This is a genomic window from Streptomyces laurentii, from assembly GCF_040635425.1.
Lineage (GTDB): Bacteria > Actinomycetota > Actinomycetes > Streptomycetales > Streptomycetaceae > Streptomyces > Streptomyces laurentii.
Map to the genome: position 1 here is coordinate 98,958 of NZ_JBEYHT010000002.1, position 25,416 is coordinate 124,373.

At 71.9% G+C, this 25,416-nt stretch carries 19 protein-coding genes and 1 pseudogene; 5 read left to right on the forward strand and 15 right to left on the reverse strand.

The features are described 5' to 3' along the window. Window positions 1–10: 10 nt before the first annotated feature. From ABZ693_RS01965 to ABZ693_RS01990, 6 genes and pseudogenes are all read right to left on the reverse strand, one after another. On the reverse strand, window positions 11–2,122 hold the full coding sequence (locus ABZ693_RS01965) for a DUF2075 domain-containing protein (RefSeq protein WP_359872292.1): 2,112 nt from the start codon (window positions 2,120–2,122) through the stop codon (window positions 11–13). Between the two features lie 309 nt (window positions 2,123–2,431). Further along, on the reverse strand, window positions 2,432–3,454 hold the full coding sequence (locus ABZ693_RS01970; RefSeq protein WP_359872294.1) for an NAD-dependent epimerase/dehydratase family protein: 1,023 nt from the start codon (window positions 3,452–3,454) through the stop codon (window positions 2,432–2,434). Between the two features lie 75 nt (window positions 3,455–3,529). Beyond that, window positions 3,530–4,651: an MFS transporter gene (locus ABZ693_RS01975; RefSeq protein WP_359872297.1), complete on the reverse strand. Its 1,122-nt coding sequence runs from the start codon at window positions 4,649–4,651 to the stop codon at window positions 3,530–3,532. An 82-nt stretch (window positions 4,652–4,733) separates the two neighbouring features. Further along, window positions 4,734–5,060: pseudogene (locus tag ABZ693_RS01980) on the reverse strand (MFS transporter); the annotation flags it as partial. Between the two features lie 79 nt (window positions 5,061–5,139). Further along, window positions 5,140–6,636 (reverse strand): SulP family inorganic anion transporter, encoded by a 1,497-nt coding sequence (locus tag ABZ693_RS01985; protein ID WP_359872299.1) that lies wholly within the window; start codon window positions 6,634–6,636, stop codon window positions 5,140–5,142. Window positions 6,637–7,508: 872 nt separating this feature from the next. Further along, window positions 7,509–8,483, reverse strand: a complete 975-nt coding sequence (locus ABZ693_RS01990; RefSeq protein ID WP_359872301.1) for an AraC family transcriptional regulator — start codon at window positions 8,481–8,483, stop codon at window positions 7,509–7,511. A 322-nt stretch (window positions 8,484–8,805) separates the two neighbouring features. On the opposite strand from ABZ693_RS01990, the gene ABZ693_RS01995 reads away from it, so the two are divergent. After that, entirely contained in the window at window positions 8,806–9,723 is a 918-nt protein-coding gene (locus tag ABZ693_RS01995) for an SDR family oxidoreductase (RefSeq protein ID WP_359872303.1), read from the forward strand. Window positions 9,724–10,020: 297 nt separating this feature from the next. Here ABZ693_RS01995 and ABZ693_RS02000 read toward each other — a convergent pair whose 3' ends face one another. The 4 genes from ABZ693_RS02000 to ABZ693_RS02015 form a co-directional block, all read right to left on the reverse strand. Next, on the reverse strand, window positions 10,021–11,295 hold the full coding sequence (locus ABZ693_RS02000) for a TIGR02679 family protein (RefSeq protein ID WP_359872305.1): 1,275 nt from the start codon (window positions 11,293–11,295) through the stop codon (window positions 10,021–10,023). Continuing rightward, window positions 11,292–15,350 (reverse strand): TIGR02680 family protein, encoded by a 4,059-nt coding sequence (locus tag ABZ693_RS02005; protein WP_359872307.1) that lies wholly within the window; start codon window positions 15,348–15,350, stop codon window positions 11,292–11,294. The genes ABZ693_RS02000 and ABZ693_RS02005 overlap by 4 nt, the downstream gene beginning before the upstream one ends. An 83-nt stretch (window positions 15,351–15,433) precedes the next feature. After that, window positions 15,434–16,681, reverse strand: a complete 1,248-nt coding sequence (locus tag ABZ693_RS02010; RefSeq protein ID WP_359872309.1) for a TIGR02678 family protein — start codon at window positions 16,679–16,681, stop codon at window positions 15,434–15,436. Further along, a complete protein-coding gene (locus ABZ693_RS02015) occupies window positions 16,678–18,234 on the reverse strand; it encodes a TIGR02677 family protein (RefSeq protein ID WP_359872498.1) in 1,557 nt (518 codons plus the stop codon). The genes ABZ693_RS02010 and ABZ693_RS02015 overlap by 4 nt, the downstream gene beginning before the upstream one ends. A gap of 129 nt (window positions 18,235–18,363) precedes the next feature. Between ABZ693_RS02015 and ABZ693_RS02020 the strand changes: the two genes are divergently transcribed. Then, window positions 18,364–19,062, forward strand: coding sequence for an ISAs1 family transposase (locus ABZ693_RS02020; RefSeq protein WP_359872500.1), 699 nt, complete (start codon window positions 18,364–18,366; stop codon window positions 19,060–19,062). 75 nt (window positions 19,063–19,137) lie between these two features. Here ABZ693_RS02020 and ABZ693_RS02025 read toward each other — a convergent pair whose 3' ends face one another. Further along, window positions 19,138–19,488, reverse strand: coding sequence for an acyl carrier protein (locus ABZ693_RS02025; RefSeq protein ID WP_359872311.1), 351 nt, complete (start codon window positions 19,486–19,488; stop codon window positions 19,138–19,140). 245 nt (window positions 19,489–19,733) lie between these two features. Between ABZ693_RS02025 and ABZ693_RS02030 the strand changes: the two genes are divergently transcribed. From ABZ693_RS02030 to ABZ693_RS02040, 3 genes are read left to right on the forward strand one after another with little or no spacing between them, the layout of a single operon-like run. Then, a complete protein-coding gene (locus tag ABZ693_RS02030; protein WP_359872313.1) occupies window positions 19,734–20,495 on the forward strand; it encodes a thioesterase II family protein in 762 nt (253 codons plus the stop codon). Between the two features lie 36 nt (window positions 20,496–20,531). After that, complete coding sequence (locus ABZ693_RS02035) at window positions 20,532–21,107, forward strand: hypothetical protein (RefSeq protein ID WP_359872315.1); 576 nt, start codon at window positions 20,532–20,534, stop codon at window positions 21,105–21,107. Beyond that, window positions 21,107–21,823, forward strand: coding sequence for a 4'-phosphopantetheinyl transferase family protein (locus ABZ693_RS02040; RefSeq protein ID WP_359872317.1), 717 nt, complete (start codon window positions 21,107–21,109; stop codon window positions 21,821–21,823). Before ABZ693_RS02035 ends, ABZ693_RS02040 begins: the two co-directional genes overlap by 1 nt. Window positions 21,824–21,964: 141 nt before the next feature. On the opposite strand, the gene ABZ693_RS02045 is transcribed toward ABZ693_RS02040, so the two are convergent. From ABZ693_RS02045 to ABZ693_RS02060, 4 genes are all read right to left on the reverse strand, one after another. Then, window positions 21,965–23,209 (reverse strand): cytochrome P450, encoded by a 1,245-nt coding sequence (locus ABZ693_RS02045; RefSeq protein WP_359872319.1) that lies wholly within the window; start codon window positions 23,207–23,209, stop codon window positions 21,965–21,967. Window positions 23,210–23,278: 69 nt separating this feature from the next. Continuing rightward, the gene (locus tag ABZ693_RS02050) at window positions 23,279–24,025 is read right to left on the reverse strand and encodes an SDR family NAD(P)-dependent oxidoreductase (protein ID WP_359872321.1); all 747 of its coding nucleotides are present in this window, start codon (window positions 24,023–24,025) and stop codon (window positions 23,279–23,281) included. Then, the gene (gntD, locus tag ABZ693_RS02055; protein ID WP_359872323.1) at window positions 24,022–25,044 is read right to left on the reverse strand and encodes a guanitoxin biosynthesis L-enduracididine beta-hydroxylase GntD; all 1,023 of its coding nucleotides are present in this window, start codon (window positions 25,042–25,044) and stop codon (window positions 24,022–24,024) included. The genes ABZ693_RS02050 and gntD overlap by 4 nt, the downstream gene beginning before the upstream one ends. Continuing rightward, window positions 25,044–25,259, reverse strand: coding sequence for an MbtH family protein (locus ABZ693_RS02060; protein ID WP_359872324.1), 216 nt, complete (start codon window positions 25,257–25,259; stop codon window positions 25,044–25,046). Before ABZ693_RS02060 ends, gntD begins: the two co-directional genes overlap by 1 nt. Window positions 25,260–25,416 lie beyond the last annotated feature (157 nt).

Here is a 25,416-nt window from a genome sequence, read left to right on the forward strand (position 1 = left end):
GGGGCCGGCGTCAGAAGAGCCGGGGATGAACCTCCGACGACTTGCGCTGCTTGCGGCGCCGTTTCCCGTTGGCTCGCGGCAGGTGCGAGGGGCGGGCCTCCTGAGGAAGATTCCGCCACGTCGGCCGAAGCCCGCGGATCTCCACCTGCCCGACGAGCTTCTTGAGGTAGTCGCGCGTCTCCTTGTCCGTGGAGTACAGAACCGTCGCCCGGCTGGCCCGTGTGAACAGCACGTGGTAAGCCTGGCGCACAAGGCGCTCGAAGGCCGCATCGTCCACGCTGGACGCTTTGACCTTCGGGTCGAACGAACCGGGCCGATCGACGCGCTTGATGTCCGAGTCGGGTGATTCCTTGCGCTCCTTGCCCCGACAAAACACCCATGTATCACCGCGGCGCACCATGTCCTCGCCCATGATCACGCCGCACCAGTCCCATTCCAGGCCCTGTGCGGTGTAGACACAGCCGATCTGGCCGAGGCCATTGGCATGGACGGACCAGATGTCCGATGGCGGTACCTGATCCGCGCAATAACTGCCGCTCTTGGCGTTCCAGGGCCGATGCCAGTCGCCGATGCGGACATCGGCTTCCAGCCGCTTCTCGTCGCCGACCGGCTCGCTCCACGGCCAGCAGTACCCCGCGACCATGCGCGCGGACGCGCCGGCCGCGGCTTCCGTCCGGATGATCTGCTCGAGTTCCTCAGGGGTGTCCACGACCTCGACATGCATCAGCCCGTCCGGTCGCCAGAGCTCGGGCACGTCGTCCGTGACGCCAAGGACGGCGCGTACCCAGTGGATGTAGGCACCACTGCCCCCGCACCGGAACTGCTCGCGCAGATCGTACTCACGCAGAACAGCGTCATACCGGTCGGCGGCATCCCTGATCAGATCGGTGGTTCCGACTTCCTTCGGGCGCACGGACTGTCCCTCGTCGAGGAAGAACACCGTCAGGCGGGATGCGTCGAGGAGTTCGTCCACCTGCGGCCCCTTCCCCCATTTCTCCCGCTCCTCCGGTGTCCAGAACTGATTCGTGGAGTGATCACGCAAGCGGTGCGCCTCATCGCAGATCAGGACATCGAGCGGTGGAACCGGGGTGTCGACGAAGCTGCTGAAGTACGCGAACGTCTCCTTGAACGCCTTGTCTCCATAGCCGACGTGCTCCCGGATGGCGGCGTTGAAGGCCCTGCTTCCGCTGGCGTACTTGACGGTCCGCCCCTGGCCTTCGAGTTCCGCCTTGATCTGCAGGCCGATGGCGCTCTTGCCCGTGCCGGCGCCACCGGTCACGAGGAAGATCACGCGCCTCTCGTCGGGGACCAGCGCAGGCCGCTCGGGATCGGGAAGGACCTGGGCCGCAGTGCCCATGATCTGGTCCGCGACCACCTTCTGTCGTCCACGCAGAGTAAAGACGGTGTCATCTCCTCGTGACCAGTTCATGGCGTCGAGGAGCGGGGTGTTGCGCAGGCCCATGGACCGCAGCATCGTCTCGGCCTCGGAGGCTCCGCCCGAGGCGGCGAAGCTCTCCTTCAGATCGTCGAGCAATTGGGCACGCCGGTCGGCCGTGTACACACGGGCATAGGCACCTGTCGGGGCGTCCACACCCAGCAACGGACGCACCGATTCGTCCGTCGCGTTGTGCAGGTACGCGAAACCCCCGCATTCGAATGCCAGATTCTGGAAGGGCCCTCTGTCGCCCGTGAACGCTTCGTAGCACTCGCGCAGCTGAAGCGCCGGATGTTTCTTGTCGCCGAACCCCGGCACGTGGACCAGGTCCGCCGTGGCCTGTTCGATCCTCGTCACGGTCGACCAGCGCTTCAGTTCGACGAGTTGCACGGACGGTCCGCCCACGTGCGGATGACGTCCCACCAGGACGACATCCACGAGTCGGGGATTCGGCCGGTCGAACTCGTCAAGCGTGGCGGCGCACTCGACCACCATCTCGACATTCCCGCGGTCGGCGGCGACCAGATCGTTCGCGAGACTGATCAGGCTCTCCGCCCATGCGGTGCGCTCGGTGAGCGAGGCGTCCGAGCCTCGGAAGTACCACCAGCGCGCGGCGAGATGCGACACCATGCGGCGGCGCGCGTGGAGAGCGAGCAGATCTTCCGCGGAAAGCTTCAGCAAGAGCATGGACACGAGGTGGTCCCCCAGGGCACGAGTAGCTCGTGCGGGTGGGGGCATGTCCTGGTGAGGAAGCCCGTCGGGCCGCAAACGGTACGGGTGATCTTAAGGAAGGCTCCTGCCGGAGGCCTACGTCGGCACGAGTCCCGGCCGGAACACTCATCACCGTGGCCGGATCACGTCCGTCACACCCGGAAGGCCTGTCCCCTGCCGCACGCGAGCGCGGGCAGGGGCTTCCTCCGGCACCAGAGCCGACTCGGGCCACATGCCCGCAGGCCCTGTGCCCACCAGCGGGCGGAGGGGACGGACCACCATCCGTCAGTTCCGCGGGCCCCGCGCGTCCCAGGCCGCGAGGACCGCGTCGCGCTTGTCCTGGGACAGGCCGACCGGGATCTTCCCTTGGAGGTACTTCGGCGGCGGGTACCCGCCGTCCCGGAGCGCCCGCCAGGTGTCCGCGACAGTCTCGGCGACCGGGCGGCAGCGCATCCCGGCGGCCAGGGCCTTGGCCGAGGACGGGGTCCAGGTGCCGGCGAACTCCGGCAGGTCCGGCGCCCACAGCGGCAGCTCGGTCCATGGCGCGACGTCATGCTCCTGCCAGAACCGCTCGTCGGCCCAGACGAACGCGGCGTCCGACCCGGTGGCCTCGGCGCACGCGGCCAGCAGCTCGCCCATGGTGGTGTTCCCTGCTACGCCGGTGGTCAGATAGCGCCCGCTGTCGCCCTCGGCGAGCCGGTCGAGCAGGAAGGCCGCGATGTCCCGGGCGTCGACCAGCTGCATCACCCGGTCCGGGGAGCCCGGGGCCAGCACCCGCCCGCCGCGCGCGACGGTCTCCAGCCACCACGGCAGCCGCCCGACAGGCTCGCCGGGTCCGACGATGATGCCCGGGTTGACGATCAGCGCGTGCCCCGGGAAGCCCTCCTCGACGACCCGCTCGCAGCCCGCCTTGAGCGCGTTGTACGGCACGTCCTCCGGCGCCGCGTCGACGGCACAGGCGTGCCGGGGGAAGGATTCGTCGACGCTCTTGGCCGGCCAGTCGGCGTACGCGTGGAACGACGACACGAAGGCGTACGTCTCCACGTGCCCGGCCAGCGCCCGCACCGAACGCCGCACGATCCGGGGCTCGAACCCGCAGGTGTCGACCACCCAGTCCCAGTGCCGCCCCTCCACGAGCGCGGCCAGCGCCTCCTCGTCCTCGCGGTCCCCTCGTACCGCCTCCACCCCGGCGGGTGTCACTCCCGACTGCCCCCGGTTGAACAACGTCAGCTCATGCCCGCGCCGCAACGCCTCGTCGACGAACGCCCGCCCCAGAAAGACCGTTCCACCCATCACCAGGATCTTCATGTCCGCCAGCCTTTCACCCCGTGAAGTGGCCTCCAAGGGAAGGCAGTTGCCCTCACAGCTGAATCCGCCGCATCGTCAGATCCCGGCGCCTCGCTCGCCGACCGCGCTCCCTCCGGTGGTGGGCCGGGTGGGGACCGTGTGGGAGCCGGCGGCCGCTGCCGTCGCGTAGTGGGCGGCGGTGGGCGGCCCGGTGGGGCGGATTCGGCCGACCAGAAGGGACAGGACGACGCCGAACGCGCAGAAGAGGGCGAGGCCGATGGAGGAGCGGGAGAATCCGGCCGCGAGCGCGTCCGCCACCGCCGTGCTGCCCACGTGCCGGCGGGTATAGACCGCGCTGAACAGGGCCGCGGTGACGGCGGTGAGGACCGCCGACCCCACGTAGCGGCCCATGTTCGAGATACCGGACGCCGCCCCGACCTGGTCGGTGGTGACGCAGGCGGTGGCCACGGACGACGAGGGCCCGTTCGCCAGCCCGAGCCCGAAGGCCAGCACGATCAGCGGCCCGACGAACGCGGCGTACCCCCAGGACGCGTCGACGAAGGCGAACACGGCGAACGCGACCGTCGCGATCCCGAACCCGGAGGCGATGACCCGGCGCGCGCCCAGGCGGTCGACGAACCGGGTGATCAGCGGTGCCGTCACCACGATCCCGGCCGCCGCCGGCAGTGTGGCCAACCCCGCCATCAGCGGCGTCATGCCCAGGCCGTCGGGGTTCTGGAAGTAGAGGCTGCACAGATACAGATACATGACCGCGTTGATACAGCCGGCCACCACAAGGATCGCGACGCTCGCGCCGACGAGCACCTTGTTGCGCAGCAGGGCCACGTCGATGAGGGGCGCGCGGACACGTTTCTCGACGACGACGAACCCGACCACCGACGCGGCCGAGATCACGAAGCAGACGAGGGTCGGCGCGCTGAGCCAGCCCCAGCTCGCGCCCTCGGTCACAGCGAAGACGAACGGTACGAGTACGGCGGCGATCAGCACCGTCCCGGCGAGGTCGACCGACCGGGGGCGCGTCGGGTCAAGCGACTCCGGCACCGTACGCAGGGTCAGCGGCACGCACAGCAGGGCGATCACCGCGTCGATCCAGAACAGCCCCTGCCACCCGGTGACATCGACGAGCGCACCGCCCACCAAGGGCCCGGCGGCCGCACCGGCCGCCGACGCCGCGCCCCACAGCGACACCGCCCGCATCTGCGCGTCCCCCCGAGGAACCCGCGGACAGCAGACTGAGCCCGCAGGCCAGGATCGTCGAGCCGGCCGCGCCCTGCAGGGCCCTGCCGGCGATGCCCATCCCCCCGCTGTCGCTCAGCGCGATCAGCACGCACGACGCCACGAACAGCAGCAGCCCGCCGATGAAGATCCGGCGGCGCCCGAAGATGTCGCCCAGCGCCCCGGAGGTCACGATGACCGCCGCACCCACCAGCGCGTACCCGGTCACCGCCCACTGCAGCGTGGCCAGGGACGCCCCCGTGTCCTCGCTGATGGCGGGGAGCAGGGTGCTGACGGCGGACGTGTCAGCGGCAGAAACGATCACCCGCCGCGGCGCCGTCACACGACCGCACGACATGCCCCGGTCGCCTGAACGGCACGACCGGGCCATGTCGGTACGTCGGTACGTCGGTACGTCACCTGCGTCGAGCGCGCGTCGGGATCGGGGCGGGATCGGGACGGCTACGCGGTCACCCTGAGGCCTTGGCCTGCCGCGCGCGCGAGGTTTCCGGGAGGGCGTGGAGCCGTACGGACTCGGTCCCGGTGGCACTGTGCCGTTCGGCCCAGGCGTGCAGGGCGGCGCGGCACGCGTGGTCGAGGTGGTGGACTCCCGAGAGGTCCAGGACGATCCGGCGGTCGCCGGGCAGGGCCTCCAGGCTGTCGAGGATCTGCGGCAGACGCAGGAAGGTGACGGTCCCGGCGAGCCGCACTCGTACTCCGCCACGACCGTCGTCGCTGTGTTCCACCCGCAGATGGGACGCCTCCCAGGCGGCCTTCGCCACGGACAGCACGAGTCCGATCAGCACGCCTTCGAACATGCCGACCACGACGATCGCCAGCGCCGTCGCGGCGAGCACGAGCACCTCGCCGCGATGCGTGCGCCAGAGCACCGCCATGCCCCGGAACGGGATCAGTTTCCAGCCGGCGTGGACAAGGAGCCCGGCGAGGGCCGCGAGCGGGAGGTACGCGAGGACAGCGGGCAGCAGGACGACGAAGAGCAGCAGCCACACCCCGTGCAGCACGCGGGACGCCTTCGTACGGGCGCCGGCCTCCACATTGGCCGAGCTGCGCACGATGACCGCCGTCAGCGGCAGGGCGCCGAGCAGGCCGCATACGGCGTTGCCCGTGCCCTGGGCGACGAGTTCCTTGTCGTAGTCCGTACGCGGTCCGGTGTGCAGCCGGTCGACGGCCGCCGCGCTGAACAGCGACTCGGCGGAGGCGATCAGCGCGAAGGCCGGCACGGTGGCGAGCAGCGCCAGGTCGGTGAGGCCGGCGAAGGCGTCGGCGCCGGGCAGCCGTACGGCGTCCAGGACGCCGTTCACCCGCACGGTGGCGAGCGGCAGGTCGCCCACCGCGGTGACCAGGGCGGCGAGCACCACCGCCACCAGGGCGCCGGGCACCACCCGCACCCGGCTGGGCAGCCTCCGCCACCCCACGACCACGGCGACGGTCCCGGCGGCGACGGCGAGGGAGGCCAGGGACGCGGAGCCACCCAGGGCCCCTGCCAGCGCGCCGGGCAGGCCCACCAACTTGGCGAGCCCCGAGGAGGGCGCCGTCAGGCCGGCCGCCGCGTACAACTGGCCCGCGATGATCACCAGGCCGATGCCGGCGAGCATGCCCTCGACGACGGACAGGGAGATCGCCCGGAACCAACGCCCCCAGCGCAGGACGCCCATGACGATCTGCAGGAGCCCGGCCAGCAGGACGACCGGACCGAGGGCGGGCAGTCCGAAGGCCCGGACCAGCTCCGCGACGAGCACGGTGAGACCGGCGGCCGGCCCGGACACCTGGAGGGTGCTCCCGCGCATCGCGCCGGTGACGAGGCCGCCGACGATGCCCGAGATCAGGCCGAGTTCGGCGGGCACGCCGGAGGCGATGGCCACCCCGACACAGAGCGGGAGAGCCACGAGGAAGACGACGATCGAGGCGGAGAGGTCCTGCCGTATGCGGTGAAGGAATAAGGGCATGTGTGTCCCCCCAAGGGGTCTCTGCGGAGCGGGCCCGCGAACCCACGGGTCCGCGTTCCCGAACGCCGGAACGGGTGATGCGCGGCCCGCGCCCCGAGGGCACGCCGGGCCGATGGACGGCGGGTGCGTCCCGCCTGCCCGGGTCGCGCACGCGGGTCGGCGCCTTACGTGTCGCGTGAGGGGGTGGTCAGCCGAACGGGCGAGGAACGCCGGAGCCGGCAGCCCTGGTCAGGGTGCGGGACAGCCGGGCTCACACGGATGTACGCGAGCCCGGGACACGCCTCGCCTCACGGCCGGGTTGTCCGTCCTCGGCCGACGGGGTCTTGCTTCGGGTCACCCCGACGAGGGCCTGAACACGGCTCGGTTCAGGCTGGTTCGACGTACGTCCGGCAACGCACTTCGTCCGCACCCGATCGGGGCGCTCAGGACAGCGGCAGCGACGGCGCCTATTCGTCGAGGCGAAGGTGTGCGGACGGCCGACACGATGGGCACATCCCTCCCCCAGGGACGCTCTGCCCTCACATTTCACAAAAGGGAGTTCAAGAGAAGGTCAATGCACAGTAATACGGCAGCGTGCGCCCTCGCCCGGAAACAGTCATCGGAACGGGCGCAACGACCGGATCCGGCTGCAGGATGACGCGATCAGCGGCGAGTTCAGCGCGCGCCACTCACCCGCGCGCCTGTCAATTCACCCCCGCGCGCCGCCAAGCACCCACATGCGCCCCCAGTCCACGTCTCACCAATGAAGCAGCCACCTAAGGAATCTGACGAGCCATCAGACAATCCGACCGCGCCGCCTCTCGCCTCGCCAGGTCGGCGCGACCGGATTCCCGAAAGAATCACGTACCACAGGAACTGCAACACCCCTTCGATTACAGGAAATTCTTCGACGTTTCCCGCGCCGGTTCTCCGACTCGCCCGACTTTCCGCCCGGAGCGATACACACCCGGGGTCATGTCGAATTCCTTGCGGAACGCCAGGTGAAATCCGACCTGACTGCGATATCCCACACGCTGCGCGATTTCCTGCTGCGCCACCGAGGTGTCCGAGAGCAACCGCTTCGCCTCCTGGAGCCGACGCGCCATGAGGTGACGCATCGGTGACTCGCCCACCAGCTCCTTGAACTGCTGGGCGAAGGCCGACCGCGACATGCCCGCTTTCCTCGCCAGCGTCTCCAGCGTCCAGGGCTCGGCATACGAACCGTGGATCGCCATCAGTGCCTTGCTGATGCCCTGGTGCCGCAGGGCCCGCAGCGCCGGCAACTCTTCCGTGAGCCGTTCCAGGGCGACCCTCAGGGCCAGGACGAAGACGGTCTCGAAGGCCCGCAGGGCCACCATCCGCGCGCCCGGGGCGGTCCGGGCGATCTCGGAGGGCAGTGCGGCCAGCGTCGACATCAGCAGCGGTTCGCCCTCCAGCATGGGCCGCCGCAGCACGATGATCCGGGGCAACCCGCCATAGAGTCCCGGGTCCGTCAGCGGGCTGTAGCGCAGGCTGGCGCAGAGCATCCGGGTCTCGTACGGCGCCGTCCCCACCCTGACCAGCCCTGACCGCCCCAGGCTCACGTTCGGCACCAGCGCTGACAGCGGAGTGGTACGCGCCCCGCGCTCGGCGGAGAACGAATGGGCCGTGCCGTGCGGAAAGATCGCGAGGTCCCCCTCCCGCAGGTCCACCGGGTCGGAACCGTCCTCGAAGGTGATCACACAGCCGCCCCGGACCATGTGGTGCACGATCGCGCAGCTGTCCTGGTGCCCCTTCACCCCCCAGGTCCCGCCCGCCTCCCAGACGCTGTGGAAGGTGTCGATCAGCCACAACGGCCGCAGCAGCGCGGTCAGTACGTCGTCCCCCACGGACGCTCCTTAAAGCGGTTCGGATCTCGCTTTATTGATCGTAGCCAGCGATCCGAGAACGATGAGAGGGAAATTCCGGGAGCCTTGGCCGGTCAGCTGGCCGGCAGGAACGGGGTCGCATTTCGTGGGGAACTCGTTCCATGGGCATCGTGATTTGTCGGCGCCGGTATCCGTGGTCCAGCCGCCGAACCGGGCCTCCATTCCACGCGACTTCGCGCCCTCCCCTTCCTGGAGACCGCGCCAGGTCTTCGTCGCAGGCCCCGGCATCCCGGCGTCCTGCCGACCATCCCACCTCACCGCATCGCCTCAGGAAAGGCACGACATGACACAGGAGCACCGCAAGCGCGTCCTCGTGACCGGCGCCAATGGTTTCCAGGGCGGGGCCGTGGCCCGGCTGCTCGCCGCCGACGGGCACCACGTGCGCGGGCTCGTCCGGGACAGGGCGAAGGCCGCGGCCCTGCCGTCCGGGGTCATCCCGTTCCACGGCGACCTGGGCGACCCCGAGGCGCTGCGCGCCGCCTTCGACGGCGTCAGCCACGCCGTCGTCGTGATGCCGCTGGTGTACGACTCCGCGACCGTGGCCGGGTACGCCCACAACATCACCGAGGCCGCCCGGGAGGCCGGGGTGCGCCGCCTCGTCTACAACGTCAACACGCCGGTCCCGGACGAGACCACCCCGTACGCCGGTTTCGAGACCCGTCGGCTGGCCGAGCGGATCCTCCTCGACGGCACGGTCCCCGCCCTGGCCATACGGCCCCCGGTCTATCTGGAGAACCTCTTCAGCCCCTGGAACGGCCCCGCCGTCGTCGACGACGGCGTCCTCGCCTACCCGCTGCCCGCCGACCGGAAGGTCGCCTGGATGTCCCACGCCGACCTCGCCCGCATCGCCGCCCGCGCCCTCGACGAGGACGTACCCACGGGACGCGTGTGGAACGTGGGTGGCGCCGAGGTGCTCACCGGCCCCGAACTCGCCGCCGCCTTCGGGCGCGCGCTCGGCCGTGAGGTCGCCTATCTCCCCCTGGAAGTCGCCGCTTTCGAGGAAGGCCTGGCCCGGGCGATCGGTCCGGAGGCCGCCGCCGGCGTCGCCGGCATCTACCACCACGCCGGCACGGGCCGGGCCGCCGGCCTGCTGGCCCCGTCCCCTGCCGACACCCAGACCGCCTTCGGCGTACGCCTCACCCCCGTCACCGAGTGGGTCGCGGCACAGCCCTGGCAGCACTGGGCCCGCCCCACGGGCTGACCCGCACCACGCACCGTCCCGCCGGCACAGCGCCGACGGGCGGGGTCACCTCACTGCCCGGCGGCCGGTCTCCCCTCGGCCGGTCCGCCGCGGGTCAAAGAATCCCCAGGTCAGGCGTCCTTCTTCACCGGCTCCAGAATCGCCACGCACTCCACATGATGCGTCATCGGGAACACGTACGAATCGAGGTCGGTCAGCGAAGGAGCAGGTCAAAGGCCACATGAATCGCCATTCACGCCCCTCGTGAGGGTCCGTGCGTCAAACGAGCGTCACCAGTCCTGGCGTCGGCCCCGGCCGCTACAGGTCTCGGCACGTCGCATGTCTCACCGGCCGAACGTCCTGTCTAAGGTCTGCCAGCAACGAGTCCAGAACAGCCTCCTCCTCTATACGGACGCCGTGTTCAGCGAGAGCAGCCGCCAGATCCGGATCCCAAGGCGACAGAGCCGCCATCCCGGTCAGAGGCGGGGGAGCAGGGCTGGCAGCGGCTACCGCCGCACGGTATTCGTCGGCCGTGTAGCGCCACGGCTGCCACGGCACGTGCTGGTGCAGCGTCGTGGCGATGCGCATTCCGCCCCAGTCGAAGTCGCCGTGGTAGCGGAGGGCGGCACCGAGCTCGTGGAGGTGTGCCAGGAGGGCCAGGGCGGCAGCCGACGGCTGGCCCTGGAGGCAGACCAGCGGGAGGGCGTCCGGGCCGTAGGTGTCGGCCGCGGCCGACAGGACGGCGGGATTCTCACAGATGTGGACCACCGACGGCGTCGTCCGGGGCGGACGGTGGGCGAGCTGGCGAAGGGTGAGTACGCACGGTTCCCCCATGTCTGCCATCCAGTCCAGAGCGGGGGTCCCACGGAGGTTGAGGGTGAGGACCGTGGAGGAGACGTCGTCACGGAGCAGGCCGGCGGAGGCCCAGGCGGCCCGCCGCCAGGCAGCGCCCGCCCCGTCCGGATGTCCGGTGAGGGCACGGATGCCGGAGAGGCAGATCGTCGCCGGGGGTGTCCCGTCGTCCAGTGCGTGGGCGCTGCCCAGGATGTCCGCGGCGAACACGGACAGGGAGCGCGGCGGCTCGGCCGGCAGCTCCCGCAGGACGCGAGCCACCCGATCGAGCAGCGGTCGGGCGGCCTCGGGCGTACGGGCGAGACGCCGCACAAGGCCGTCTTCGCGTACCCGGCCGGCCCATTCCGCGAGGGACGGAACCTCATCGGCGAGTGCGGTGAGCGGAGCGTAGGCCTCCACCCATGCCTGATCCTCACTCCGGCGGACCTCTTCGAGAGGGACGACGGGCCCGGTGAGCCTCGTCACGGCCGCCGTCAGGCCCTCGGGGCTGACGCCTGATCTGACCAGTACGGCGTCCACGGCGTCGAGCCGGACCGTCAGCGCCCTGCCACCACCCGGGGGCCGGCCCAGCAGCCGCTCGGCCGCGGCCCGTTGGGCCGGGGTCGCCGCGGCCAGGGAGACGGGTCCGGTGAGTGGCTGCCCGCGCTCCAGCCGGCGGCGTACGCGCTCCAGCAGCCAGGCCAGATCGGGCCCGCCAAGGAGGCGGCGCAGGCGGGCTTCGTCGACCGGATTCCTGTTCACGTCCACAGGGGCTCCGGGTCCGGCGTGCGCACCGGGTCCTCGTGACGGGTACGAGCCGTGCCGTCCCATTCCCATCGGGTGACCAGAACGGCGGCCACCTCGTCGACGCGGGACAACTGGGCGATGGCGATGCCCGGTACCTGCGGATAGCAGGCCCATTCCCGTTCGCTGGTCATGACCACATCCAGGTCGAAGGCGTGCAGGAGGCCGAGGCACTTGGCGCGCGAGTCGTCGTCGACGCCGGCGAACGCCTCGTCCAGGGTGACGAGTCGTGGTGCGTACGGGCTGGCCGCGCTCGCGTAGTGCGAGGAGGCCGCGGCGAACAAGGGCACGGAGACCGCCAGGACGCGTTCGCCTCCGGAAGCGGGACCGGTGGCGGGTACCCAGCGACCGTGCTGCTGCCTCTCGACGGCAAACTCGTGCCAGGAGCGGTAGTCGAGCGCCGCTGTGAGGTGTTCCAGCCAGCTGCCGGCCGCGTCCTCGGTCTGCTGGCGGGCGATCTGCGTCTGCAGGAACTCCCCGACCGCGGCCCGTTCCTCGGGAGTCCAGGCGTCGGCGGTCTGGAGCAGTCGGCCACGGGCCTGGGCAAGGCCGGCGGGGGCCTTGCGGGAGGCCCGCCACACCAGGCGCAGGGTCATGCCGGTGGAGGTCGGACGGTCCTCCAGCTCGGCGTTCATGGCGAGTACTTGCCGTTCGGCGGTCGCGATCAGCTCTTGAAGGGTGCCCGCGACCTCGGTGATGAGGTGGGTTTCGAGGATTTCGCGTTCGTTCGCGGAGAGGATGCGGGTGAGTTCGCCGACCTCGACCGCCAGTGCCTCGGCGAGTTCGGGTACGGCGCGCTCGCGGCCCTGGTAGACGATGTCGACGATCATCCCGTCCTCGACCATCCGGGCCGAGGCGGTATGGCCGTGCCGGGACAGCGCGTCCTGCAGGGTTTTGAGCTCTTCGCTCAGACGCCGCTGTACGCGCTCCCAAGCACCGTCCGAGTCGTCCGTCATCGACAGCTCCGCTTCGAGGGAACGGGCGAGGGCGATGGCCGGGGTGGCCGCCCACGGGCCGTCGGCGGTGGCCGGTACGGCGAGTTCGGGAAGTGCGACCGTGATCAGCCCGGTGGCGGTGAAGCGCTGGAGCGCGGCGATGGCCTCGGAGCGCGCGGAGGCAGCCTCGGTGACGGCCTTCTCCAGCTGTACGATCCCGCCTTCGGCCCGGTTGGCCCGCCGGTCCGCCTCCGTGCGACGGTCCTCGGACAACCGCCGATCGGCAGCGCAGCCGCGCAGGGCCTCCGCGGTCTCCGCCAGCCGCCGTTCCAGCTCGGCCACGGCCGCGCCCACGGTCGAGCGCAGCGTGGTGAGCCGCTCGTCCGCGGCTGCCGCCTCGCGGGCGGCCTCCTCTGCGCGCAGAGCGAGTTCGGCGGTGCGCTCCCCTGCCCGGCCGGCTTCCTCACGCTCCTCCTGCGCCTGCCGTGCCGCTTCGGTCCGCTCTCGCAGGGCGGGCCAGAGTGCGGCCAGGACGGCCGCGAGTTCGACGAGGGCCTGCCGTACAACCGCCAGCGCCGGCCGGTCCGGGGGCAGCCCCAGATCGGTGGCGGCCTCCTGGAGCTCGGCGCTCGCCAGCCCCGACCGCTCGGCTGCGGCCAGCGCGTCGGCGGCCCGTCCCTCACGACGGGACCTGGCCCGGCGCGCGGTGTCGGCGGCAGCCGCCGCGCGGGCGTGCGCCCGGGTCAGCGGCCCGTCGTCGGGCACCGCGGCCAGTTCGGCGTCGAGCGTACGGCGCCGGGCCTCCAGAGCCTGCGCGTGCACGGCCTCGGCTGCCTCCTCTCCCAGGAGAAGGGCGAGTTCGGCGCGCAGGGTGGTGATACGGCTGCGCCGCGCGGCTTCCCGGGCGCCCTCACCGATGTACTCGGCCGCAGGTTTGGCCCACCGACCGATGAGGACGCCTGCGCGGTAGCGCCCGTCCGGAGCGGCCCACGTGCCCGCTGTCGGCTCGGTGCCCCCCGGCCCGGCGCCCGCCTCCGCGTTCCCGGCAACCTCGCCCAGGCCGATCGCCGAGAGGAGTCGGCCCACGGTCTCCTCACCCACGTGGGCCGCCTGGGCATCGCCGTGGTCGACGGCCGGGCGCAGCACGTCGGCGAGCGATGACCCGTTGACCGGACCCGTCCGCGCGTCGAGGAGTACGTCGTGACCGTCCGCCGCCAGGGCCGCGCCGTCGGGGCGCACCCACGCGTCCAGCAGCCCGGCCGCCTCCAGGGCCGCCTCCAGGCCGGCGCGCTCCCGGTCCGCGACCTCGTCGCGGAAGTCGACCAGCCGCCACAGTGGGGCGCCGGCCGCCTGATCGCGCAGGCCGGGGTTCCGGGTGTACGGGGCCAGCGGTCCACGGCGGCCGCCTGCCTCCAGCTCGGCAAGCTCCTGCTCCGCGTCTCGGGCACGGTCCGCCAGGGCTGCCCTGCGCTGCGCTGATTGCGCCGCCTGGTCGGCGAGTACCGCTGCCGTGGCGCTGTGTGCGTCCGACCCGTGCCGGCGTGCCGGGTAGGGCCCGTCCTGGTGCCGGGCCCATTCCTGGAGCTCGTCCAACAGTCCGACCGGGTCGGCGTACGCGAGCTCCTCGCACCGGCCCGCGTGCTCGCGTACGGCATCCACCAGGGCCCGGCCCGCGGCCGTCACGGTCTCGTCGGCCGCGCCCTGTTCCTCGGCGGCGTGCGCCAGGTCGGCTTCCGACTCGTCGAGCCGCAGTGCGGCGGCCCGGCGTTCGGCCGCCGCCGCCTCGGCGCGGTCCGCGAGCTCCTCGACGTGCGCGAGGGTGCGGCGACGGCGGTCGGTCGCCTCGGTCACGGCGGCGCGCAGTTCGGCCGCCGTCAGCCCCTCGTCCCCGGGCAGGTCCAGTCGGGCCGCCTCGGCGGTCTCCTGCGCGAGGCGAAGCGTGTCCTCGACCAGGTGCCGGGCGGCCTGAAGCCGGTTCTCCGCCGCCGCGAGGCGCCCGAGCGCCCGTGTGTGCAGCAGCGCGGCCTCCTCCCGGTCGGCGCGTGCGCGTGCGCTGTCCTGCCCGCACCGCTCCAACGCCTTGGCGGCCCGCTCCAGTTCATGAGCGCTGCGCATCTCCGGGCCCTCGCGCAGGGCTGCGTCGACGGCCTCCAGTCGGGCCTGCGTCTCAGTGAGCGCGGCGATCCGCTCATCAGCCGCCGCCCGCTCCTCCTCGGCCGCGGCCTTCTCGGCCTGTGCCTCGGCGAGGTCGCGCAGCAAGTGCTCGTACTTCGAGTGCTCGCTGCGCGGGAGACGTGCGCGCCGGCGGGAGGCGATGCGGGCGTAGCGCCGGTAGTGGTCGAGGAACGCGGAAGCCGCGCGCTCGGCCGCGCCGGCTGCCCGTAGTTCCTCCTTCTCCTCGTCCAGGGAGCGGAAGGCCTCGGCCACATCCGCGATGACGGCCTGGTCCATGGGCGGGAGCGCTTCGGTGAGGGCTCGGGAGAGGGCGGCTTCGTTGGGGCGTTTGGACAGTTGGGGCTGGCGCAGCTGGATGAGCAGGTCCACGAGAGCGCCGTAGCGCTGCTCCCCGAGCCCGAAGAGCGCCTCGTCGACGGCCCGGCGATAGGTCTTGGCCTGGTCGTAGACCATCCCGTGTCCGGCGACCGCCTCGATGAGCCGGTCCCGGGACAACACCGTGCCGGTGGCGTCGAGGAGGCTGAGCGACCCCTCCAACACCGCCTCGGCCGGTGCGTGGTCGATCCGCTGGGCGGTCACCGCCCACCAGTGCCGGGCGATGCCGCGCCCGCTGACGGCCTTGAGCCCGCAGAGGAGCGTACGGAACTGCTCCTCGCCGCTCACCTCTTCGCGACGGCCGAACTCCACCCAGGTGTAGCCGAGCCGTTCGGAGTGGGGGTGCTCTCCGCCGAGCAGCAGATTCCACTCCATCCTCTTTCCGGCGTCCCCGTCGGGCTCAACCCGCCGCGCGCTCAGGTCCCCGTCGAGGAGGAAGGGCAGGGTCAGGGCGAGCACCTTGGACTTGCCGGTGCCGTTGTTCCCCCGGAGAAGCAGCCGCCCGTCGCGGAAGTGGAATTCCTCCACGTCGTAATGGAAAAGATCGACAAGACCGATCCGCAGGGGCTGCCAGCGGGCGCGCGCGGGGGCCGGGAGTACGGCACGGGGGGTCAACGCTGGTGGGCCTTTCGCTGTGCGGGCACCTGAGCGGTGCCGACTGTGCGTGGTTCGAGTACGACGGTCTCGCCGACCGCGTACCGGGCGAGCGCCGGGCGCGGCACCACCCCGTCAGGAGTACGGGCGACCAGGCCCAGGGCTGCGAGCCGGCTGACGGCCTGCTCCACGAGCTCACCCTCGGCTCCCGGCTCGCGGGCCGACTTGGCCCAGAAGCCTCCGTGTTCGGCGGCCAGTCCGGCGACTCGGCGCTCAAGGTCTGCCGTGGAGACGACCGGTCCTTCGGCCCTCGTGAGGTACTCGGCCAGCAACAGGGTGACGTGACCGTGGGTGCCGGATTCCGGCATGCGGAGGTCGGTGAGGTCGTCGTCGGGGTCGACCATGGCGATGCCTTCGGCCCTGACCTCGGCCACCAGGCCCGTCAGTTCGGTGATGCGTGCGGTGAGGAATCCGCGCTGGCGGGTGAGGTAGCCCAGCTCGGCGTCGGTCAGCTCGTCGTAGTAGAGCACGGGGTCGTCCAGCAGTCGGCGGGTCAGCGAGCGGCGCATCGCGCGGAACCGGAGCTCGTCGCTGTCGAGGGCCGTTTCGGCGGTGAGCCCGACGAGCCGCTCGTCCAGGGTGGCGGCCCGGATGGTGGACGGGCCGCGTCGGGTCGCGAGCAGCCCGGCGAGCACCCGCCGTTCGACGTCGTACAGGACGTCTCCGGCGCCGCTGACGTACGCCTCTTCGTCGCCGGCGACGCGCCGCAGCACTCCGAGGCCGAGCAGGAGGCGTACGACGGCGGCGAGGTCGAGGCGCTCGTCGCGGCGGTCAAGGGTGAACTGGATGCCCGTCGCGGCCAGCTGCGGATCAGCGGCGTCGAGGACGACCTGGTCGGCGAGGCGGCCGAGCGCGATCTGCGCCTCGCCGCGTTCGAGGGCGGCGAGGGCGAGGCAGAGCAGGACGTACCGGCGGCGGGTGAAGGGGGCGGCGCTGCGCGTGGCCTCGCGGGCGGGGTGGGTGGCATCGGCGAGGTGGGCCGGGATCTTGCCCAGCCGGGCGGTCTCGGCGTCGACCTGGAGAGACCAGCCGGTGTTGCGGTCGAACCACTCGCGCAGGTCGGAGGCGTGCCGCCGGACGAGACGGAACTCGTCGGCGTACGCGCCACCGGCGAGCAGCAGAGGCTGCTTCAGCAGAGCGCGGGCGGCCTTGCGCAGTTCTGCGGCGTGCTGCCCGTCCAGCACTTCGGCGAGCGGAGTACTCACAGTCCGTCGTCTCCTTCCGCCAGATCGATGATCTCGATGGTGTGGTCAGGGCCTCGGAAGATGCCGCCCGGAGTGAGGACCTCCGCCGCGGATCCATCGGCCAAGGCGGTGAGTCGGATCTCCATGGACCCGTCGTTGCTGGTGGCCACCGTGTGCGTCATACCGGGCCGCCAGGTGGCCAGGGCGTCCCCGAGGAGCTGGAGGAAGAGCCGGAAGCTGACGGGGTCGAGCTCCCCGAGCCCGGACAGCCGGGTGACGCCGTCGGTGACGAGCCGGGCCCGCGCGGCCGCGATCTCCGCGGCCTGCTTGACGGCCACCTCGGCGAGCCTGCGGCGCGCTTCCTGCCGGTCCTCCACCTTGCGGGGCTTGCCGCGCCGCTCGTAGCTGCCGGTGCGGCGCAGCTGCGGGCTGATGCGCAGCGGCTCGGCGTCGGCCCATGGTGTGGACGCGGGATCGGGGCGCGCGGCACGGGCGGCCAGGGTCTCGGCGTCCACCGTGAGGTGCCGGGCCGGGTACAGCCCGAAGGCGGTGCGCCACAGCCGGTGCCGGGACTCGTCGTCGGGGGCCTCGGCGAACCAGCGGGCGAGCGTACGGAAGTCGGCGGACCGGTCGGAACGCCCTGCCCGCCGCTCGTTCAGCGACCGTACGACGGCCAGCAGCTGGGGTACGGCCCCGAGCGCGCGGCCGCGCAGCAGCCGGGCCTGCGATTCCCGGCCGTCCCGGCTGAGGAACCAGGCCGCCAGCCCGGCCCACCGGCCGGCCCACCGCTCGTAGGCGGCCTGCTCGGCGTACGTGGCCTCCTGCGGCGTGGCGTCGGCGGCCTCGCGGGCGGCAGCGGCGCGCAGCAGGAGGTCGATCCTCCCGCCCTCCTCCAGCTCCAGGATCAGCCGGGCGATGCGGCCGCCGAGGGTGATGAGGTCCTGGATGAACCGTTCCAGGTACTGGATGAGCTGGTCCTTGTAGGCGAGGAAGACCTCCTCCCCCACGTCGTGGAGGTCGATGGTCCGCTGCAGGGACCCCATGAAGGCCCGCGCGTTGTCGGCGAGCGCCCCAAACCGACTGGCGAGCCCGTCCAGCGCGAGATGCGTCTTGGCCGGATCCGGTGCCTCCTCGGCCGCCAGCACGAGGAGGGCGCGGAGCTGGGTGACGATGTCGTGCAGCGCGACGGCCTGGAGCGCACCCCGACGCCCGAGCGCCTCGTCGTAGGCGGACAGGGCCTCCTCGGCCGCCTCACCCTCCCGGGTGAGCTGGTAGATGTAACGCTTGCGGTAGAAGTCCTCGACGGCCGTGACCCGCCCGGTGTCCGGGTCGGCGCGCAGGTTCCCCCACTCGACCAGCTTGTCCAGGGCTCCGACGACCCCCTCCAACTCACCGGGCCGTACGGCGGCGGGCAGCGCGGCGTACACGTCCTCGGGCCGCAGGTGTACGGCGAACCGCTCCTTGGCCACGAGGAAGGCGCGCATCACCGAGCGGTAGAGCAGCACGTTCGGGGCGGTGAGATGCGCGAAGGGCCCGTACCCGTCCGGCGGGCCTGCCGGGCGCGGAGAAGTCATGTCCATCGCATGCCATCCTCCCGGACCGTTCTCCGTGATCGGCAGGGACTTAAGTACTTGACCGATTCGCACCGCTCTTGATCATGCCTGCCCTGCACGCACTTCCGGCCGCTGCCGGCGCCGCTGGACCTGGCCGGCGCCGTCGTCACCTTCGACGCCCTGCACTCGGTCAGGGCGAACATCTCATGGCTGGTCGAGTCCAAGAAGGCCCACTACATCGCCGTGATCAAGACCAACCAGCCGACCGCTTACAGCCGGCTCGCGGCCCTGCCATGGCGGGACATTCCGGTCCGGCACACCGCCTCCACCTCCGCGCACGGCAGGCGGGAGTCCCGCTCGATCAAGACCTGCGCCATCGCGGACCAACTTGGCGGGACCGCCTTCCCTCACGCTCGTCCGGCCATCCGTGTCCACCGCCGCCGCAAGCCCACCGGCGAACGCGAGACCCGTGAGAGCGTCTACGCCGTCACCAGTCTCGACGCCCACCAGACCGGCCCGGCCGACCTGGCCGCCGGGATCCGCGGGCACTGGGGAGTGGAGAACTCCTCGCGCCACATCAGGGACGTCACCTTCGGCGAGGACGCCTCCACCGTTCACACCGGGACCGCACCTCGCGCCATGGCGACCCTCCGCAACCTGGCCATCGGCGTGCTGAGAACCCTCGGAGCCGACAACATCGCCAAGACCACCCGGGCGATCCGCGATGAACCCGGACGAGCGCTCCCCATCCTGGGCATCAAGATTGAGCGCCCCTCGGCGCATGACGTGGGCCCGGGCGCGCGGAGCCCGCGCGAGGTCGCGGGGTACACGAAGCCGAACACGGACTGATCCCCGGCGAAGCCGCATGCCGCGTGCGGGGGACAACACGGCATGCGGCCGTTCCGGGGGGGGTGGCGGAGCGCCTTACGCGGCCTGGGGCGCCCACTCGACGCCGTAGCGGGCGAAGATCAGCTGGATGTCGTCGTCGTTCGGCAGGTGCCCGGCGCCGCCTTCCAGTTCGGCGGCGATGAGCCCGGTGACGTCGCCGACGCTCTCCAGCGACATCGCCTTCTCCGGCGGGAGCGGGTCGAGCCCGAACAGGTCCTCCAAGGTGAAGGCGAGTTCGGCCAGGGCCAGCGAGTGGTAGCCCAGCTCGGAGATGAGGCGCTGCTCGGGCCGGCTGTCCTCGTTCTTCTGGGGGGCGACGAGCAGCACGAGCCTGCTCACCAGCTCCTCCACCGAGCCGGAGTCGATCACGGTGCTGCTGTCAGTCATGGGACTTCTCCACGTTCGGGTGCCGTGCCGGACACCGGTACGGATACGCCGGGCCCATGTTCCGGGTAGTGATCACCCGGACTCCAGGCAACAACTCCGGCAAGGGCGCGGCAACTCCGTACGGAATCCTGACTTCCGGTGGACGGCCCAGTTGCCTGCCGTGTGCCGGTGTCGTCGCCTGGAGAGGGCGTATGGGCCGCTGCCACAATGCTGTCCGATCGAGACGGACAGCAGAGGTGGACCAGATGAGTGTGACGGCACGGCCGCAGGACGAACGCTGGGTCTCCGGCCGGCTCGCCGTCGGCACCGCGCACACCCGGCTGATCTGCGTACCGCAGGCGGGCGCGGGCGCCGGGGCGTTCGCGGGGTGGCGGCGGCACATCCCGCCGGGCATCGAGCTGGCCCCCGTGGAGCTGCCGGGCCGGGGCACGCGGCAGGACGAGCCGATGCCGGACGACTTCGACGAGCTGGCCGAACGGCTGCTGGCCGGACTTGAGCCCGAATTCACCATGCCGTACGCCCTGTTCGGGCACAGCTTCGGCGGGGCGCTGGTCTACGAGCTGAGCCGCCGGATCGCGGCGCGGGGGCTGCCCGCCCCGGTCGCCACCCTCGTCTCCGGCTTCCGGGCCCCGCACACCCCGCCCCCGGCGACCATGTCCCTGGCATCCGACGAGGAGCTGCTCGACTGGCTGCTCCGCAACGGCGGGCTGCCCGAAGAGCTCCTCGCATTCCCGGAGTTCCTGGCCCAGATCATGCGCCCCATGCGCACCGACCTCCGGTTCGCGGAGAGCTATCTGCTCGCCGGGCCGGACGTGCTGCCCGGCCCGTTGCACGTGTTCGGCGGCGCCCACGACGAGGTGACGCGCGCCGACGGGCTGCCCGAGTGGCGGCACTGCGCCGGGGCCGCCTTCTCGCTCACGCTGCTGCCCGGCGGTCACCACTTCCCCCACACCGACCCCGCCACGATGGTCGCCGCCCTGACGGACGCCCTCGCTCGCACCGCGTAACCCGTATCTCACCCCCCAACTCCCAAGGGAACGCCCATGCTCAGCCTGCTGGCCCTCAGCTCCGTCGCCCCCACCGCGCAGCTCGCGGCGTTCCATGCCGACGGGAGCGGCGACTTCGCCGTGGTGTTCAACACCGTTCTCGTCGTGGGGATCACGGTGGGGGTGCTGATCACCCAGTTCACTGCGCGGGAGGTGCGGCCCCGGATGTACATCTGGTGCGCGCTGCTCGTGGCGCGGGGCTGTGTGCCGCCGGGCCCGAGCGAGGCGACGACGGGCGGGATCGGCTTCCTGGTGCTCGCGCTCGCCATCTCGGTGGTGTTCGGCGCGCTGCGCGCCCGGTCGATGCCGATGTGGCGGACCACCGCGGGCAAGGTGATCCGCAAGGGCGGCATGGGCACGATGTGGCTGTGGCTGGCGACGATCGCGGCGCGGCTCGTGGTGGGCGCGATCGCCCATGTGACGACCGGTGAACCGATCAACGTCAACGCGCTGTGGCTGGGCATGGGTGTGACGCTGCTCGTCCAGCAGTACTTCCTGGGCCTGCGGGCGAAGGACTCCGCCCTGCCGGTACGGGAGTCGGCCGCCCCGGCCGCCGGTCTCCGGACCTCGTAGTGACGACCGCCGGGCTGCTGCCCGCCGGGGTGATCCTGGTCGAGTCCTTCGGTGACACCGGGGACGCGGCCGGGATCCGCCTTTTTCCGGAGGAGGAGGCGCTGATCGCGGACGTGGTCGAGGAACGGCGGCGCGAGTTCACGACCGTACGGGGCTGCGCCCGCGAGGCCATGCGGCAGCTGGGCCGGGAGCCCGCGCCGCTGGTACGGAAGGGATGGGACGGGCCGACGTGGCCGGAGGGCCTGGTGGGCAGTCTGACGCACTGCGTGGGCTACCGGGCCGCCGCCGTCGCTCCGGCCGGGGCGTTCCGGGCGGTCGGGATCGACGCGGAGCCGGACGCGCCGCTGCCGCACGGGGTGGCCGGGCGGGTGCTCGGCGCCGGGGAGCGGGAGGCCGTCGCGGAGCTGGAGCGGGCCGGGATGCCGGTGGCGTGGGACCGGCTGGTGTTCTGCGTGAAGGAGGCCGTGTACAAGGCGTGGCATCCGCTGACCGGGCTGCCGCTGGGGTTCCTGGACGCGGAGGTGTCCCTGTCGGCGGACGGCACGTTCACCGCGCGGGTGCCGGGCGGGCCGCCGTTCCCGGAGCTGCTGCGGGGGGCCTGGGCGGCCGGGCGCGGGCTGCTGCGGGTGGGCCTCGCCGTGCCGGCCCCGGTACCGGACGGCGGTACGGGGCCGGGGGCGAAGGCTGTTCAGGCGGAGGTCAGGGCGGCGGGCTGAGAGCCTGTCGGGTGGCCTTGGGCCGGAGAGCGGACGCGGCATGGTGCGTGCGATTCCAAGGCGCCGGGATGCCCTTGTAGCGGAGCTACCAGGGTATTTCGGCAACGCCGGAAGCGTGCGTGCCAGGGCGTGGCCGCCCGATCAGAGGTCATCCGACAGGCTCTGAGGCGTCAGGGTGACGGGGAGGCTCGCGAGGCCGTTGAGGAAGTTCGAGTAGACCCGGCTCTCCTCGCCGGTGACCGCCAGCTCGGAGGCGTACTCGCGCAGGCCCTCGACCACGGCGGAGAGTTCGGCCCGGGCCAGGTAGGCGCCGATGCAGAAGTGCGCCCCGTGGGCGAAGCTCAGGTGCTTGTTCGGGGTGCGGGCCAGGTCGAAGCGGTAGGGGTCGGGGAAGACCGTCTCGTCGAAGTTGGCGGAGGCGTTCCAGACGGTGACTACGTCGCCCTCCTCGATGAACTGCCCGCCGAGGAAGGTGTCCTGGGTGGCGGTGCGGCCGCTGTGCAGGGCGGGCGTGGTCCAGCGCAGGATCTCCTCGACGGCCTGGGCCACCGGGACCTCGTCCGCGCACAGCGCCCGCCACTGCTCCGGGTGGTCGACCAGGGCGCGGAAGCCGCCGATCATGGCGAGCCGGGTGGTCTCGTGGCCGCCCATGATGATGCTGTAGCAGTTGAAGATGATCTCCTCGTGGGTCAGCGGGCGCCCGTCGACCTCCTTGCTGACGAGCAGGCTGACCACGTCGTCGTACGGCTTCTCGCGCCGTGACTGGGCCAGTTCGGAGAAGTAGAGCAGCAGGTCGTTGCGGGAGGACCAGGTGCCCTCCTGGGTGGGGGCGCCGTCGGTGGAGGAGAGCGCCGAGGAGGTCAGCTCGATGATCAGGCCGCGGTCCTTCGGCGGGACGCCGAGCAGGTCGCAGATGGCGGCGAGCGGGATGTGCGCGGCGACGTCGGTCGCGAAGTCGCAGCTGCCGCGCTCCACGGCCTGCCGGATCAGCTCGCGCGTCGAGCGCCGCACGCTGTCCACGACGACGTCCAGCGAGCGCGGTGAGAATGGCTTGCTGAGCACGCCCCGGAGCGCGGAGTGCGGGCGGCCGTCGGTGACGGCGAGCATCCGGCCCGCGGCGGAGTCCCCGCCGTGCAGGAGGGTGTCGAGCACGTTGCCGCGCTCGGAGGTGAAGGTGCGGCTGTCCTTGTAGACGGCGGCGACGTCCTCGTATCGGGTCAGCACCCAGAAGCCGTCGGTCTGTCCGGCCGGCGGGTGCCAGTGCACCGGGGACTCGGTCCGCAGGTGGCTCCACAGCTCGCGCAGGTCGTACGTGGCGTGCAGCCGGGGATCGGACAGGTCGGCCGTGTCGAGGTGCGCCGGGTCGAACACGGGGCGCTCGGTCATGATCGTTCCATTTCTGCGGTCGTGGTCGTGGGGCGCCGGGGGCGCCGGACGTGAGGGTCCGGCGCGTGGCTATCCGGTGTGGCCCGGGAAGAAGGCGGTCGTCGCGCCCGCGGTCTCGCCGCCGTCCACGACGAGTTCCTGGCCGGTGATGAACCGGGCCCCGTCGGACGCCAGATAGTGGAAGGCGGCGGCGATCTCCTCCGGCAGGGCGTGCCGCCGCGCCGGGATACGGGCGTTGACCTCGTCCAGCATGGCCGGGGTGTACTCCGCCTCCTGCATCGGTGTGAGCACCGCCCCCGGGGTGACGCACGCGGTCCGGACGACCGGGCTCAGCTCCATGGCGAAGGTCTGGCAGAGCGAGGCGACCCCGGCCTTGGAGGCGTTGTAGTCCGCGTAGAGCGGGTAACCGCGCGAGCCGTTGACGGACGCGGTGGCGAGCAGCACGCCGTGGCCCTGGCGGACCATATGCCCGGCGGCGTGCCGCCACAGCGCCAGGACGCCCATGAGGTTGACGTCGAGGGTCCTGCGCGCCTCGGCCTCGGTGAGTTCGAGGACGCCGTGGCGGATGCTGATCCCGGCGTTGGCGATGACCACGTCGAGCCGACCGGTGGACTCACGCACGGCGGCGACGGCCTCGCCCACCGCGTCCCAGTCGGCCACGTCCACGTCGATCCACCGGACGCCGGGGACCTCGCCGTCCGGCTTCGCCACGTCCAGGTTGACGACGTGGTCGCCGTCCAGCGCGAAGCGGGCGGCGACGGCGCGGCCGATGCCGCTGGACGCGCCGGAGACGACGACCGTACGGCCCCCGGTCACAGGATCACCCGGTGGCTGTCGGTGGTGGACGTGTTCAGACCGCGCCGCAGGTTGCGGCTGACCAGCTGCTTCTTCAGCCAGCGGTCGGTGCCGTCGTAGCGGGCCCGGAACGAGCGGCGGCCGTGCGCGGCCAGGTAGTTGTCCACGACGAGCAGGGAGCCCTGCTCCACGACCACGTCCTGCTGGACCCGCTCCAGCTCCTCCATGAGCCGGTCCAGGGCGGCGACGGCCCGGGGGTCGTCGTCCACGCAGCGCATGAAGGGCCGGTCGATGCGCAGGTACGGGCTGAGCCGGTCGCCGAGCAGGACGGCGCTGGGTACCGGCCGCTCCAGCATCCGGCGGGCCTCGGCGAGCGCTGGGTGGTCCGGGTCCCACGCCTCCAGCTGCCGGATGTGCTCGGTGTCGGGCAGGATGTGAAAGCTCTCGGAGGCGAGGATGTCGCGGTCCTCGTCGGAGAGCCGGATGTCGCGGACGGAGGCGACGATGGTCGGCACCCGGTCGTGGTTGCGCAGGCCGAGCAGCATCAGGTAGTCGCAGCGCTGCGGGTGGAAGCCGTCCTCGGTGTGGAACTCCAGGAGCGATTCGCTGCCGTAGCCGCTCTGGTTCTCCTCGTCGCCCGCGATCGGCAGGACGTTCTGCACGAGCCGCCCCTGCTGGAGGGTGGCCCAGGCGAAGGGCTCGCCGAGCACCATCCCGCACAGGGCGAGGGCCAATTCCTGGTCGAGGGCGTTCTTTATGGTGATCGCCTCGCTCCAGTGCGCGGGGGTCGCGCCCAGGGCCTCGTCGTCCACGGAGAAGCCGTGGACCAGGCAGGCGGCGGACTGCTCGGTGCGCCGGAAGTCCTCCAGGAAGGCGCGCAGCCCGGCCGGCAGGACCTCGACGGCCTGCCAGGAGTGGTCGTAGAAGTCGGGGAACGACGGGTCGCCCGCGCTGTCGCGCAGTGAGGTGAGCCCTTCCCCGAGCTCGGCGGCCTCGCGGCCGGTGAGGGTGTACGCGGCGACGCTCTCCAGGACGGTCATCAGGCGCTCCCCTCGGAGGCGGCGACCAGGCTCTTGGGGCGCATGTCGGTCCAGTTGGCCTCGATGTACGCGAGCGCGGAAGCCCGGTCGGAGTCGCCCAGCGCGGTCGTCCAGCCGGCCGGGACCTCGGCGAAGGACGGCCACAGCGAGTGCTGCCCCTCGTCGTTGACAAGGACCATGAAGGTCCCCTCCTCGTGGTCGAACGGATTCGCCATCGTCGTGTCCTCTCTCTGGTCGGCCGGGGCCGGTCGGGTCCGGTCCTGTTGCGGCCCCATCGGCCGCGGGTGGTGCCGCCCTCGGACCCGGCCGAGCAGGGTCCCTGCCGGGTCGTCGTCGGGCGTGGTCCCCGGCGCGCACGGGCGCGCCGGGGAG